The following is a 13,373-nucleotide window of genomic DNA, read 5'->3' as shown; positions in this document are numbered from 1 at the left end:
GTTCCGCCGTCCGGGCGTCAGGTCAGAGATCCCCGTGCAGAGCGGGAGCAAACCGGCGTGTCCTGGGACACACTTAGGGCGCGCGTCGGCAGCCCCGTGCCCCGGCACGGGGTACGTGCGCCTAGCATCGTCAAGTACCGACCCCGCACATCGGAGATTTCCGTGCGTTTTAGCCTGACCCCGAAGGAGACGAGCTTCTACGACATGTTCGCCGCCGCGGCGGAGAACCTTGTCGTCGGATCGAAGCTCCTGCTGGAACTACTGGGCTCGGACGTGTCGGCCCGCGCGGAGATCGTCGAGCGCATGCGCGCCGCCGAACACGCCGGGGACGACACCACCCATGCGGTCTTCCACCAGCTGAACTCCTCCTTCATCACCCCGTTCGACCGGGAGGACATCTACGCGCTGGCCTCTTCGCTCGACGACATCATGGACTTCATGGAGGAGGCCGTCGACCTCGTCGTCCTGTACGACATCGAGACCCTCCCGAAGGGCATCGAGCAGCAGATCGAGGTGCTGGCCCGGGCCGCCGAGCTGACCGCGGAGGCGATGCCCAACCTGCGGTCGATGTCGAACCTCACCGAGTACTGGATCGAGGTCAACCGGCTGGAGAACCAGGCGGACCAGATCCACCGCAAGCTGCTGGCCCACCTGTTCTCCGGCCAGTACGACGCGATCGAGGTGCTGAAGCTCAAGCAGGTCGTGGACGTCCTCGAAGAGGCCGCCGACGCGTTCGAGCACGTGGCCAACACGGTGGAGACCATCGCCGTCAAGGAGTCCTGAGCTCCGTGGACATGGCAGCACTGATCGCCGTCCTCGGCGTGGCGTTCTTCTTCACGTACACCAACGGCTTCCACGACTCCGCGAACGCGATCGCCACCTCGGTCTCCACCCGGGCGCTGACCCCCCGGGCGGCGCTGGCGATGGCGGCGGTGATGAACCTGGCGGGCGCCTTCCTCGGCAGCGGGGTGGCGAAGACCGTCTCCGAGGGGATCATCGAGACCCCGACGGGCTCCAAGGGCATGGCGATCCTGTTCGCCGCGCTGGTCGGAGCGATCGCCTGGAACCTGGTGACCTGGTACTTCGGCCTTCCGTCCTCCTCCTCGCACGCGCTGTTCGGCGGCATGGTGGGAGCGGCGCTGGCCGGCGGCACCGAGGTGATCTGGCACGGCGTGGTGGAGAAGATCATCCTTCCGATGATCATCTCGCCGGTGGTCGGCCTGATCGGCGGCTTCCTGGTGATGCTGGCGATCCTGTGGATCTTCAAGAAGGCCAACCCGCACAAGGCCAAGCGCAACTTCCGGGTGGCGCAGACCGCGTCGGCCGCCGCGATGGCGCTGGCCCACGGCCTGCAGGACGCCCAGAAGACCATGGGCATCGTGGTGATGGCCCTGACCATCTCCGGCCACCACTCCGGGACGGGCATCCCGATCTGGGTGAAGATCTCCTGCGCCACGATGCTCTCGCTGGGCACCTACGCGGGCGGCTGGCGGATCATGCGCACCCTCGGCCGGAAGATCATCGAGCTGGACCCGCCGCAGGGCTTCGCCGCCGAGGCCACCGCCTCCGCGGTCATGTACGTCACCTCGTTCGTCTACGCGGCGCCGATCTCCACCACCCACGTGATCACCTCGGCGATCATGGGCGTGGGCGCCACCAAGCGGGTCCGGGCGGTCCGCTGGGGGGTGGCGAAGAACATCGTGATGGGCTGGTTCATCACGATGCCGGCGGCGGCGATCGTGGCCGCCGCGATGTTCGGAATGGTCAATCTGCTCATCCTCTGACCGGCCGATCGGCACGGCAGTACAGCGGAAGGGCCCGCCCCCACAGCACGGGGGCGGGCCCTTCCTCGGCTCCGCGGCGGCACCGCCATGCAGCACCGCGGAGCAGCTCGTGCGCTCCGCCGCCCGGGGGCGGCGGGGCCGGTCAGCCGAAGCGGCCGGAGATGTAGTCCTCGGTGGCCTGGACCGACGGGTTGGAGAAGATCCGCTGGGTGTCGTCCAGCTCGACCAGCTTGCCGGGCTGGCCGACGCCCGCCAGGTTGAAGAACGCGGTGCGGTCGGAGACGCGCGCCGCCTGCTGCATGTTGTGGGTCACGATCACGATGGTGAACTGCGACTTCAGCTCGCCGATCAGGTCCTCGATGGCGAGGGTGGAGATCGGGTCGAGGGCGGAGCAGGGCTCGTCCATCAGCAGCACCTCGGGCTCGACCGCGATCGCGCGGGCGATGCACAGGCGCTGCTGCTGGCCGCCGGACAGGCCCGCGCCGGGCTTGTTCAGGCGGTCCTTGACCTCGTTCCAGAGGTTGGCGCCCTGCAGGGACTTCTCCACCACGCCGTCCAGCACGGACTTCTTCTTCACGCCGGCCAGCTTCAGGCCGGCCACCACGTTGTCGTAGATCGACATGGTGGGGAACGGGTTGGGCCGCTGGAACACCATGCCGACCGAGCGGCGGACGGCGACCGGGTCGACGTTCGCGCCGTACAGGTTCTCGTCGTCGAGCATCACCTTGCCCTCGACGCGGGCGCCGGGGATGACCTCGTGCATCCGGTTGAGGGTGCGCAGGAAGGTGGACTTGCCGCAGCCGGAGGGGCCGATGAACGCGGTCACCGAGCGGGGCTCGATGGTCATCGAGATGTCCTCGATGGCGCGGGTGGAGCCGTAGTAGGCGGACAGTCCGCTGACGTCGATGCGCTTGGCCATGATCTTTCGTCTTCTCTCGTCTGTTCGTACGTCAGTCGGGGTCAGCGTCCGCCCTTGGGCGAGCGCCAGCGCGCGATGCCCCGGGCGATGAGGTTGAGCCCCATCACGAAGGCGATCAGCACCAGTGCCGCGCCCCAGGCGCGCGAGTAGCCGAACTCGTTGTTGACCTGTGAGTACTGCTGCCAGATGTAGAGCGGCAGCGACTGCTGGGGTCCGTTGAACGGGTCGCCGTTGATGAAGTCGGCGCCGAACACCAGCATCATCACGGGGGCGGTCTCACCGGTGATGCGGGCGACCGCCAGCATCACACCGGTGGTGATTCCGCCGATGGCCGTCGGGAGGACGATCCGCAGGATGGTCTTCCAGCGCGGCACGCCGAGCGCGTACGAGGCTTCCCGCAGCTCGTTCGGGACGAGCTTGAGCATCTCCTCGGTCGAGCGGACCACGACCGGCATCATCAGGATCGCCAGCGCGAGGCTGCCGGAGAAGCCGGAGTACTGGAAGCCGAGCAGGATGTTCCAGAGCGAGAGGATGAACAGACCGGCGACGACCGACGGGACGCCCGTCATCACGTCGACGAAGAAGGTGACCGCCTTGGCGAGCCGGCCGCGGCCGTACTCCACCAGGTAGACGGCGGTGAGCAGGCCGATCGGCGCGGCGATCAGGGTGGCCAGCAGGACCTGCTCGACGGTGCCGATGATGGCGTGGTAGATGCCGCCGTCGGGGCTGAGGGTGGCGACGACGCCCTTCATCGAGTGGGTGAGGAACTCGGGGCTGATCGCCCCGATGCCCTGCTGCACGGTGTAGAAGGTCAGCGAGACCAGCGGCACCACGGCGCAGATGAAGGCGACCCACACCAGCGAGGTGGCGAAGCGGTCCTTGGCCTGCCGGCGGCCCTCGACCGAGGCCGAGACGGCGTAGCTGCCGGCCAGGAAGACCAGCGCGGAGAGCAGGCCCCACTGCAGGTGGCTGGCGAGTCCGGCGACGGCGCCGATGCCGCAGCCGAGGGCGATCGAGGCGAGCGCGATGCCGGCGGGCGCCCAGCGGGGCAGCCGGGCCGCGGTCAGCCGGTGGCCGAGCTGCGGAGGGGTGGCGTCGGTGACAGTGGTGACGGTGCTCACGCGGCAGCCCCCGAGTACTCCTTGCGGCGAGCGATGATCACGCGGGCCGCGCCGTTCACCAGCAGGGTGATCACGAACAGGACCAGGCCGGAGGCCATCAGCGCGTCCCGGCCGAGCGGCTGGGCCTCGTTGAACTTCAGCGCGATGTTCTCGGCGAAGGTGCCGCCGCCCGGGTCGAGCAGGTGCAGCGTCAGCTTGCTGTTGGTGGACAGCACGGTGGCGACGGCGATGGTCTCGCCGAGCGCGCGGCCCAGGCCCAGCATCGACGCGGAGATGATGCCGGGGCGGCCGAACGGCAGCACCGCGGTGCGGATCATCTCCCAGCGGGTCGCGCCGAGCGCGAGCGCCGCCTCCTCGTGCATCCGCGGGACCTGGCGGAACACCTCGCGGGTGACCGCGGTGATGATCGGAAGAACCATGATCGCCAGCAGGATGCCGACCGTGAACAGGTTGCGCGGCGGGACGCCGGCGCTGCTCTGGTCGAAGATGTACGTCCAGCCGAGGTACTGGTCCATCCAGCTGGTCAGGCCGTCCATGTGCGGCACCAGGAACAGCACGCCCCACAGGCCGTAGACGATCGACGGGACGGCGGCCAGCAGGTCCACCAGGTAGGCGAACGGCTGGGCGATCCGGCGCGGCGCGTAGTGCGAGATGAACAGCGCGATGCCGACCGCGACCGGGACCGCGATGGCCATCGCGATGAGCGCGCTGACCAGGGTGCCGAAGGTGAGCACGGCGATGCCGAACACCGGCTTGGCGGCGTCCGGCGTCCACTCGAAGGTGGTGAAGAAGTTGCCCTCGTTCTTGCCCAGGGCGAGGGCCGAGCGGTAGGTCAGGAATCCTGCGATGGCGGCCATGATGACCAGCAGCAGGATGCCCGCACCGCGGGAGAGGTTGAAGAACACGGCGTCACCGCGGCGGCTGTCGCCGCGGCGTCGTGGGGTCCGTCCCCGCGCGTCGGCGGGGGAGGAAGAAGTCATGATCGTTTACTCCGGTCTGGCGGCGCTGCCCCGCGGAGGGCGGCACCTTGGCGGCGGTGCCCCGGACGTTCTGGTGGTGGGTGGTGCGGGTGAAGCGTTCGACGCGGCCCGGCCGGGCGGCCCCTCCCCCTCCTTCGGGGGCCACCCGGCCGGTCGTCGCTCAGCCTCAGGCGAGGGCGTCGATCTGGGTCTTCACCTTGCCGGCGAGCTCCTTCGGCAGCGGCACGTAGCCGACCTGGCCGATGGCCTGCTGGCCCTCGTCGCTGACGGTGTAGGTCAGGAAGGACTTCAGGGCCGGCAGGGTCTCGGCCTTGTTGCCCTTGTCGCAGACGATCTCGTAGGTGACCAGGGTCAGCGGGTAGGCGCCCTCGGCCTTGGTCGCGTAGTCGATGTCCAGCGCCATGTCCGCGCCCTGGCCGACGACCTTGGCGTTGGCCAGCGTGGTGGCGCCGTTGGCGGCGGTGGCCTCGACCGGCTTGGAGGCGCCGGTGGCGATGGCGGCGCTGTTCAGCTTGTTGGTCTGGGCGTAGGAGAGCTCGACGTAGGAGATCGAGTTCTTGGTCTGCTTGACCTGGGCCGCGACACCGGCGGAGCCGTTGGCGGACTGGCCGCCCTGGCCGGCCCAGCTCTTCGCGGCCGGGTACTTCCAGTTGCCGCCGCCGGCCTTGGCCAGGTAGGCGGTCAGGTTCTGGGTGGTGCCGGAGTCCTCGGAGCGGTGGATCGCCTGGATGTCGGCGGCCGGGAGGTTGACGCCCGGGTTCAGGGCGGCGATCTCCGGGGCGTTCCACTTGGTGATCTGCGAGTCGAAGATCTTGGCCAGGGTCGGGCCGTCCACGATCAGCTTGTCGACGCCCTCGACGTTGAACACGATCGAGATCAGGCCGCCGACCATCGGCAGGTCGATGCCCTGGCCGCCGGTGCAGACCGCCTTGGAGGCGTCGATCTCGGAGGCCTTCAGGGCGCCGTCGGAGCCGGCGAAGGCGATCTTGCCCTGGTTGAACTGGGTGACACCCGCGCCGGAGCCGCCACCGCCGTAGGTCAGGGTGGTGGTGCTGCAGGCGGTGCCGTAGGCGGCCTTCCAGACGTCGATCGCCGGGGTCTGCGCGGTCGAGCCGGCCGCGAGCAGCGCGCCGCCCTTGTCGGCGCAGGCGATCTTGGCGGCCGTGGAGGCACCGGAGGACGAGCCGTTCGCGGCCGGCTTGGTGTTGTCGTCCGTGCCGCACGCGGAGAGCGACAGCGTGGAGACGAGCGCGACGGCACCGATGGCGAGGGCCTTGGAGCGGCCGTTCCGCAGGTTCACAGGGTGTCCCTTTCTGAGGCAATACCGGTCTCCGAACGACCGGATTTGCTGTGGTCCGGGGCCCTGGCGGCCCTCCGGGTAATCCCGAAGTTAGGCAGGACAGGTGACGCGTCAGTCCGTCACAAATGAACGGGGAGTGAACCTCGGACGGATGTCAGGAAACCTAGGCCGGTAGTAACGGTTGCGTCACAGGGAGGGCGCGGGCAGATCACCTGTCGGAGGAACGCGAACCACCTGGCCGGTGCGCGCCTCGGCGCTCGGCGAGCAGCAGTTCCAGCAGCGCGTCGATCAGCACCCGGTCGCGGGGGTGCGTCAGCCGTTCCTCGGCCCGGCGCGGCGGCAGCCACTCCAGCCGGTCCACCTCGCGGTTCGGCCGGAACGTGCCGCCGGTCGGCACCGCCGCCCAGTACCGGACCTCCTTCGGACGGCCCTGCACCCGGTAGTGCTGGGTGGGCAGCTCCTCGCCCAGCACGCAGTGCATGCCGGTCTCCTCCAGGACCTCGCGCAGCGCGGCCTCCCGCCAGCCCTCGCCCGGGTCGAGCTTGCCCTTCGGCAGGCTCCAGTCGTCGTACTTGGGCCGGTGCACCAGCGCCACCCGGGGCTTCTTGCGGCTGCCGTCCTTGCGCAGCGGCCCGGGCACCCACAGCACCGCGCCCGCCGCCAGCACCGTCGAACGGGCCCCGGCCGCGGGGCTGCGGTCGGTGCGGGCGCCGCCCGACCGGGCGCGGGCGCGGTCGGGCGGAGAGGAGCGGTCGGGAAGCTGCGGCACGCGGTCCATCCGGGAGCGGGGGTTCAGGCCGACGGCACGGCAGCCGGGCCGACCAGCCCGGGCGCCACCGCCGGCCACTGGCGCCCGAAAGCGTACCGGGCGGCCTCCACGTCCAGCCGCTGATCGGCGTGCACCACACCCAGCACGTACGCCGTCGCGGGGGTGATCCGCGGCGTGCGGGCGGCGGTGGAGACGGTGGCCGCCGCGTCCGACGCCTCCTGGTGACGGCCCAGCACCCGGTCCAGCTCCAGCAGTTCGCCGGCCGGGGCGTGGCACACCTCCAGCGCGTACCGGGCCCGCTTCACCAGGATCCGCACCCGCAGCCACGGCGCGTCGTCCGCGGCCAGCGCCACGTCGGCCTCCGCCGCGCCGCGCGCCGCCGGCACCGTGTCCGGTTCGGCCTCCGCCGTGCCCAGCCGGTGCAGGCCCGCACCCGCGTACGCCTGCGCCGAGCGCTGCCACGGAAGCCGCTCGGCCGCCGTGACCAGAGCGCCCAGCGCCGTCGCGGTCAGCGGCAGCAGCGTCGTCGCCGACTCGGCGGCGGACTCCGGCACCAGCGGCACCTCGCCGGCCAGCAGCGTCATCCGGTCGGCCAGCGCGTGCAGCCGGGCCGAGCGGAGCTCCTGCAGCAGCGCGGTGTGCGCGCGGGTGCGGGCCAGCGTCAGCTGGCGTTCCAGCAGCGCCCGGGCCTTGGGCGCGCCCGGGTGGCCGGCCAGCATGCCGGCCCCGGCGGGGGCGGTGTCGGCCAGCGAGTCGAGGGCGCCGAGCAGCCGGTCGGCGCGGCACCGGTAGCCGGGTTCCTGGGCGAGCAGTTCGACCAGCCAGCGCAGCTCGGTGCGCGACTCCTGCGCCCACACCGGGTCGAAGACCGGCCCGAAGGTGTGCAGCGCGCCGCCGATCCGGCGCACCGCGCGCAGCAGGTCGTCCGCGGCCTGTGCCGACGCCGGGAGCGCACCCGGTCTGGAGCCCGCCTCGCCGACCGCCTGCGGCAGGGCGCGCAGGAACGCGCCCGCCTGGGCGGTCAGGTAGCCGGCAAGGACCTCCCCGGCGGTCGCGGCGCGCGCCACCGGGGCCGTCGTCGGCGCATCGGTCATGGCTGTGGCTCTCCCCGATTCCGTCCCCGGGCCTGCCCCGGGGCTGCATGCCGCCAGCGCCGGGAGGCTCCCGGCGCGGGCGGGGTGCCGCTCAGCGCGCGGCGGCGGAGCCGCGGTTGCGGCGGCGTGAGTCGATCAGCAGGTCCTGGACGTGCCGCAGCGGGCGGCCCTCGGCGTCCTGCGCGTGGCGGATCCAGGTGCCGTCCGGGCCGAGGTGCCAGGAGTCGGTGTCGTCGGAGACGCCGAGGTCCAGCAGCCCGTTCAGTTCGGCCCGGTGCGCCGGGTCGGTGACCCGGACCAGCGCCTCGATCCGGCGGTCGAGGTTGCGGTGCATCATGTCGGCGCTGCCGATCCACACCTCGGGGTCGCCGCCGTTGCCGAACACGAACACCCGGGAGTGCTCCAGGAACCGGCCGAGTATGGACCGCACCCGGACGTTCTCGCTCAGCCCGGGCACGCCCGGCCGGATCGCGCAGATGCCGCGCACCCACACGTCGACCGGCACGCCGGCCTGCGAGGCGCGGTACAGGGCGTCGATGACCACCTCGTCGACGATCGAGTTGACCTTCATCTTGACGAAGGCCGGGCGTCCGGCGCGGTGGTGGGCGATCTCGCCGTTGATCCGGGCGACCAGGCCGTCGCGCAGGCCGCGCGGCGCGGTCAGCAGCCGGCGGTACGACTCGCGGCGCGAGTAGCCGGACAGCCGGTTGAACAGGTCGGAGAGGTCCGCGCCGACCTGCGGGTCGGAGGTCAGCAGCCCGAGGTCCTCGTACAGCCGGGCGGTCTTCGGGTGGTAGTTGCCGGTGCCGACGTGCGAGTACCGGCGCAGCGTGTCGCCCTCCTGGCGGACCACCAGCGACAGCTTGCAGTGCGTCTTCAGCCCGATCAGGCCGTAGACCACGTGGCAGCCGGCCTCCTCCAGCTTGCGGGCCCACTTGATGTTGGCCTGCTCGTCGAAACGCGCCTTGATCTCCACCAGGACCAGCACCTGCTTGCCGGACTCGGCGGCGTCGGTCAGCGCGTCCACGATCGGCGAGTCGCCGGAGGTGCGGTACAGCGTCTGCTTGATCGCCAGCACGTGCGGGTCGGCGGCGGCCTGCTCCAGGAACGCCTGCACCGAGGTGGAGAACGAGTCGTACGGGTGGTGCAGCAGGACGTCCCGTTCGCGCATCGCGGCGAAGATGTCGGGCTGCGAGGCCGACTCGACGTCGATCAGGCCGCGCGCGGTGCCGGCGACGAACTTCGGGTAGCGCAGCTCGGGCCGGTCCAGGTCGGCGATGCCGAACAGGCCGGTCAGGTCGAGCGGGCCGGGCAGCGGGAAGACCTCCGCCTCGGTGATGTTCAGCTCCCGCACCAGCAGGTCCAGGATGTACGGGTCGATGGACTCCTCGACCTCCAGGCGCACCGGCGGCCCGAAGCGGCGCCGCATCAGCTCCTTCTCCAGGGCCTTCAGGATGTTCTCGGTGTCGTCCTCCTCCACTTCCAGGTCCTCGTTGCGGGTGACCCGGAACGCGTGGTGGGCGAGCACCTCCATCCCCGGGAACAGCTCCTCCAGGTGCGCGCCCATCACGTCCTCCAGCGGCACGTACCGCTGCGGCGAGGCCTCCAGGAAGCGCGTCAGCAGCTGCGGCACCTTCACCCGGGCGAAGTGCTTGTGCCCCGACACCGGGTTGCGCACCACGACCGCCAGGTTCAGCGACAGCCCCGATATGTACGGGAACGGGTGCGCCGGGTCGACCGCCAGCGGCGTCAGGACGGGGAAGATCTGCTGCCGGAACAGCGTGTGCAGGCGGGCCTGCTCGGTCTCCGCGAGGTCCGGCCAGCGCACCAGTTCGATGCCCTCGGCCGCCAGGTCCGGCAGCACCTCCTGCTGGAAGGTCGCCGCGTGGCGGGCCATCAGCTCGCGCGAGCGGCGCCAGATCTGGTCCAGCACCTCGCGCGGCTGCATCCCGGACGCGGAGCGCTGGGCGACGCCGGTGGCGATCCGGCGCTTCAGGCCGGCGACCCGCACCATGAAGAACTCGTCCAGGTTGGACGCGAAGATCGCCAGGAACTTGGCGCGCTCCAGCAGCGGGATGTTCGTGTCCTCGGCGAGCTCCAGCACCCGCTCGTTGAACGCCAGCCAGCTGCGCTCACGGTCCAGGAAGCGGCCCTGCGGCAGCTCCCCGCCCTCCGTGCCGCGCGCACCGTCCGTGCTGCCCGTGCTGCCCGTGCTGCTGGCCAGGAACGTCGCTGCCACCGCGGCCGGCAGCGCGGAGGTCGCCCGCACCGGCTCGACCGGCGACGCCGGCGGCTCGGCCTTGGCCCGGGCTGCGGGCCGCGGCTTCGACTCCTTCGCCGGATCCTTGGCCGCGGCCCTGGACCTGGTCTTCCCAGCGGACCTGACGGTCGGCTTCTGCTCGGTGCCGGACTCGGCCGCGGCCGAATCGGAGGCGGGGCGCGGGATGCTCATCGGTTCCAGCTCCTCCTGCAGGACGTGGTCCCGGCGGGACGAAGGACACGCCTCCGCACGATGTTCGTCCTCGTCGACCCATGGCCACCCACCCGGCGCAGCCGGAACCGGCCCGGCCGGGCGGCGGGTGGAGCGGTGACGCGGACGGGGCAATACGGGCGACATTCTGTGATCTTCGCGGCGCCAATTGAATCCACGGTAAACACCGCATGGCCGGGAGGAAAGCTGAGTCCGTCACCCCTGTGGCGGTTACCGGACGGCCCCGTCCGCCCGCCACCGGCCCCGCACCTGGTCGGCCCCTGCCCGGTTCCCGCCCGGTCCCCGCCCAGGTCAGTGGCCTGCCGCCGGCTCCCAGCGGTACATCAGGTCCACCTCGTGGACGGCGAAGCCCAGGCGCTCGTACACCCGGACGGCCGCCGCGTTGTCCGCGTCCACGTACAGCATGACAGTCGGCAGGCCGCGCTCCAGGATCAGGTGCCGCAGGCCGACCGCGGTCAGCGCCTTGCCGAGGCCGCCGCCCTGCTCGGCCGGGTCCACGCCCACCACGTAGACCTCGCCCAGGCCGTCCGGCTGGGTCTTCGTCCAGTGGAAGCCGACCAGCCGGCCGTCGCGCTCGGCCAGGAAGAAGCCCTTCGGGTCGAACCACGGCTCGGCCATCCGCTCGGCGAGGTCCTGCTCGGTCCACGAGCCCTGCTCCGGGTGGTGGGCGAACGCGAGCGCGTTGAGCGCCAGCCAGGCCTGCTCGTCGCGGCCCGGTTCGAAGGTCCGCAGCTCGACGCCGGCCGGCGTCGGCACCGGCTCCGGCGCCTCGGCGGTGCGCCGCATCTGCCGCAACTCCCTTACCAGTACGGCCCCGTGGACCTCGGCCAGGTGCCGGGCCGCCGGCAGGCCGCCGTGCGCCCAGAAGTTCAGCTCGCCGTCCGCGCCGGCCAGCACGGTGCGCACCAGCGCTCCGCCCAGGCCCCGGCCGCGGTCGGCCGGGGCGACCGTCAGCTCGACCGTCCCCGGACGCTCGCCCTCGACCTGGGCGTACCCTGTCACCCGGCCGTCCGCCACCTGCACCAGGTGGCCGACCCCCGGGCGCGGGCTGTCCGGACGGATACGCAGCCGGCCCGCCTCCGAGACCGCCTCCCGGCCGTCCGTCCGGGCCGCTTCCGCGAGCAACTCCCGCACCGATTCGACCTGTTCCCCCGTCAGCGCCTCGACGCGCTCGACCCGGCCGCCACCTGACGTGTTCTCAGCAGTCTGCATACCGCCGAGCGTACGTCCTCCGGCCCGCTTTCAGGAGGCGGCCGCGTCGGCGTCCAGCACCGGCCAGGCCGCCATGGCCAGTTCGGCCGTCGCCGTCAGCTCCGCCGCGTCCGCGCCGTCCCGCGACCGCTGCGACATGCCCTGCAGGACCGCCCCGAAGTACCGCGCCAGCGCGGCCGGATCCGCATCGGGCGCCAGCTCCCCGAACCGCTTCGCGGTGAACAGCCGATCCTCGAAGGCCGCCAGGTTCGAGGCCCGCAGCTCCCGCAGGAACACCGCCACCTCGTCGTCCTGGACCGCCACGTTGGCCGCCGCGCTGATCACCAGGCAGCCCGCCGGGTGCGTCGGGTCCGAGTAGATCCGCGCCGCGTCCCGCAGGATCCGGACGAACGCCGCCCGGGTGGTCGGCTCCTCCGCGAACGCCAGCCCCGTGAACTCCCCCGCCGGGGACTGCTGGTAGGCCCGCACCACCTCGCGGAACAGCGACTCCTTGTCGCCGAACGCCGCATACAGGCTGCCCGGCTTGATCCCCATCGCCCCGGTCAGCTCGCCCACCGAGGTCGCCTGGTAGCCCCGCTCCCAGAACAGCCTGGTCGCCGCCGCCAGCACCGCCGCCCGGTCGAAGGCCGGCGGGCGGCCCCGTCTCGCACCTGCACTCGTCGTCATGGCATCTATTTTAGAGCGATCACTCAACAACTGCACCGGGCCGTGCTACGGTCTTTCTTGAACGAACACTCAAGAATTGAGACGGAGTCAACCACCATGTCCGCACGCACACTTGACGGCAAGATCGCCCTGGTCACCGGTGCCTCCCGGGGCATCGGCCGCGGTATCGCCGAGCGCCTCGCCTCCGACGGCGCCACCGTCGCCATCGGCTACGCCCGCGACCACGACGCCGCCACCACCGTGCTGGAGAAGATCCGCGCCAACGGCGGAAAGGCCTTCCTGGTCCGGGCCCCCCTCGGCAGCCACGGCGACGCCGCCCGCCTCTGGGCCGCCTTCGACGAGGCCGGCCGCGAGTACGCCCCCGACGGCCGGATCGACATCCTGGTCAACAACGCGGGCATAGGCCGCAGTTCCGCGCTCTCCGAGCTCACCGAGGAGGAGTTCGACGAGGTCTTCGCGGTCAACGTCCGCGCCCCGTTCTTCCTCGTCCAGCACGCCCTCCCCCGCCTGCGCGACGGCGGACGCATCATCAACATCTCCAGCGGCGTCGCCCGCATCGCGATGCCCGAGATCATCGCCTACAACGCCACCAAGGGCGCCCTCGACAACTTCACCCTCAACCTCGCCGCCCAGCTCGGCCCCCGCGGCATCACCGCCAACTCCGTCCGCCCCGGCATAGTCGACACCGACGTCAACGCCTCCTGGCTCCGCGACAACCCCGCCGCCCAGGCCCACGCCTCGTCGCTCTCCGCCCTCGGCCGGATCGGCCGGCCCGACGACATCGCCGACATCGTCGCCTTCCTCGCCACCCCCGACTCCCGCTGGATCACCGGCCAGACCATCGACGCCACCGGCGGCTCCCACCTCTGAACCCTGCGCGGCCAGGTGCAGACTCGCGGCCGTGATCACCGAAAACGCAGGGCCGGCCGCCAGGGCCTCGGAAATGGTCCGGGAACGCGAAAAAGCCCCCCGCCGTGAGGCGAGGGGCTTTCCCTGAAAGATTGTTCGGCGGCGTCCTACTCTCCCACAGGGTCCCC

12 protein-coding genes are annotated in these 13,373 nt (G+C 71.5%); 3 read left to right on the top strand and 9 right to left on the bottom strand.

Features of this window, described 5'->3' with window-relative positions; genetic code table 11:
• The first annotated feature begins 162 nt into the window (after positions 1-162).
• Positions 163-783 carry a DUF47 domain-containing protein gene (locus tag ACFV4P_RS30305; protein ID WP_073811648.1) on the top strand — a complete coding sequence of 207 codons (621 nt, stop codon included), beginning with the start codon at positions 163-165 and terminating at the stop codon, positions 781-783.
• A 5-nt stretch (positions 784-788) separates the two neighbouring features.
• Positions 789-1,784 carry an anion permease gene (locus tag ACFV4P_RS30300; RefSeq protein ID WP_380476566.1) on the top strand — a complete coding sequence of 332 codons (996 nt, stop codon included), beginning with the start codon at positions 789-791 and terminating at the stop codon, positions 1,782-1,784.
• Between the two features lie 142 nt (positions 1,785-1,926).
• Here ACFV4P_RS30300 and pstB read toward each other — a convergent pair whose 3' ends face one another.
• The 9 genes from pstB to ACFV4P_RS30255 all read right to left on the bottom strand — a co-directional run bounded on the left by pstB (position 1,927) and on the right by ACFV4P_RS30255 (position 12,336).
• Positions 1,927-2,703 (bottom strand): phosphate ABC transporter ATP-binding protein PstB, encoded by a 777-nt coding sequence (gene pstB, locus ACFV4P_RS30295; RefSeq protein WP_030458190.1) that lies wholly within the window; start codon positions 2,701-2,703, stop codon positions 1,927-1,929.
• Positions 2,704-2,744: 41 nt separating this feature from the next.
• Entirely contained in the window at positions 2,745-3,824 is a 1,080-nt protein-coding gene (gene pstA / locus ACFV4P_RS30290) for a phosphate ABC transporter permease PstA (RefSeq protein WP_380476563.1), read from the bottom strand.
• Entirely contained in the window at positions 3,821-4,804 is a 984-nt protein-coding gene (gene pstC / locus ACFV4P_RS30285; protein WP_073811653.1) for a phosphate ABC transporter permease subunit PstC, read from the bottom strand. The genes pstA and pstC overlap by 4 nt, the downstream gene beginning before the upstream one ends.
• Before the next feature lie 166 nt (positions 4,805-4,970).
• The gene (gene pstS, locus ACFV4P_RS30280) at positions 4,971-6,104 is read right to left on the bottom strand and encodes a phosphate ABC transporter substrate-binding protein PstS (RefSeq protein ID WP_380476561.1); all 1,134 of its coding nucleotides are present in this window, start codon (positions 6,102-6,104) and stop codon (positions 4,971-4,973) included.
• 208 nt (positions 6,105-6,312) lie between these two features.
• On the bottom strand, positions 6,313-6,873 hold the full coding sequence (locus ACFV4P_RS30275) for an NUDIX hydrolase (protein WP_380476559.1): 561 nt from the start codon (positions 6,871-6,873) through the stop codon (positions 6,313-6,315).
• 23 nt (positions 6,874-6,896) lie between these two features.
• Positions 6,897-7,967 (bottom strand): CHAD domain-containing protein, encoded by a 1,071-nt coding sequence (locus tag ACFV4P_RS30270; RefSeq protein ID WP_380476557.1) that lies wholly within the window; start codon positions 7,965-7,967, stop codon positions 6,897-6,899.
• A 91-nt stretch (positions 7,968-8,058) separates the two neighbouring features.
• Positions 8,059-10,419, bottom strand: coding sequence for an RNA degradosome polyphosphate kinase (locus ACFV4P_RS30265; RefSeq protein ID WP_380476555.1), 2,361 nt, complete (start codon positions 10,417-10,419; stop codon positions 8,059-8,061).
• A gap of 330 nt (positions 10,420-10,749) precedes the next feature.
• A complete protein-coding gene (mshD, locus tag ACFV4P_RS30260; RefSeq protein ID WP_380476553.1) occupies positions 10,750-11,670 on the bottom strand; it encodes a mycothiol synthase in 921 nt (306 codons plus the stop codon).
• Positions 11,671-11,700: 30 nt separating this feature from the next.
• The gene (locus tag ACFV4P_RS30255) at positions 11,701-12,336 is read right to left on the bottom strand and encodes a TetR/AcrR family transcriptional regulator (protein WP_380476551.1); all 636 of its coding nucleotides are present in this window, start codon (positions 12,334-12,336) and stop codon (positions 11,701-11,703) included.
• Positions 12,337-12,432: 96 nt separating this feature from the next.
• Here ACFV4P_RS30255 and ACFV4P_RS30250 point away from each other — a divergent pair, with 96 nt between their 5' ends.
• Positions 12,433-13,206, top strand: a complete 774-nt coding sequence (locus ACFV4P_RS30250) for an SDR family NAD(P)-dependent oxidoreductase (RefSeq protein ID WP_380476549.1) — start codon at positions 12,433-12,435, stop codon at positions 13,204-13,206.
• The last annotated feature ends 167 nt before the right edge of the window (positions 13,207-13,373 follow it).

It is taken from the genome of Kitasatospora sp. NPDC059795 (assembly GCF_042732175.1).
Taxonomy (GTDB): domain Bacteria; phylum Actinomycetota; class Actinomycetes; order Streptomycetales; family Streptomycetaceae; genus Kitasatospora.
The sequence above is the reverse complement of the archived record's forward strand: the minus strand, read 5'-3'. Positions and strand labels throughout refer to the sequence as shown.

Bases quoted from the DNA above. Each gene is read 5' to 3' on its own strand.
- pstB (WP_030458190.1), bottom strand. From the start codon at position 2,703: ATGGCCAAGCGCATCGACGTCAGCGGACTGTCCGCCTACTACGGCTCC.
- pstC (WP_073811653.1), bottom strand. From the start codon at position 4,804: ATGACTTCTTCCTCCCCCGCCGACGCGCGGGGACGGACCCCACGACGC.
- ACFV4P_RS30270 (WP_380476557.1), bottom strand. From the start codon at position 7,967: ATGACCGATGCGCCGACGACGGCCCCGGTGGCGCGCGCCGCGACCGCC.
- ACFV4P_RS30265 (WP_380476555.1), bottom strand. From the start codon at position 10,419: ATGAGCATCCCGCGCCCCGCCTCCGATTCGGCCGCGGCCGAGTCCGGC.
- mshD (WP_380476553.1), bottom strand. From the start codon at position 11,670: ATGCAGACTGCTGAGAACACGTCAGGTGGCGGCCGGGTCGAGCGCGTC.
- ACFV4P_RS30255 (WP_380476551.1), bottom strand. From the start codon at position 12,336: ATGACGACGAGTGCAGGTGCGAGACGGGGCCGCCCGCCGGCCTTCGAC.
- ACFV4P_RS30250 (WP_380476549.1), top strand. From the start codon at position 12,433: ATGTCCGCACGCACACTTGACGGCAAGATCGCCCTGGTCACCGGTGCC.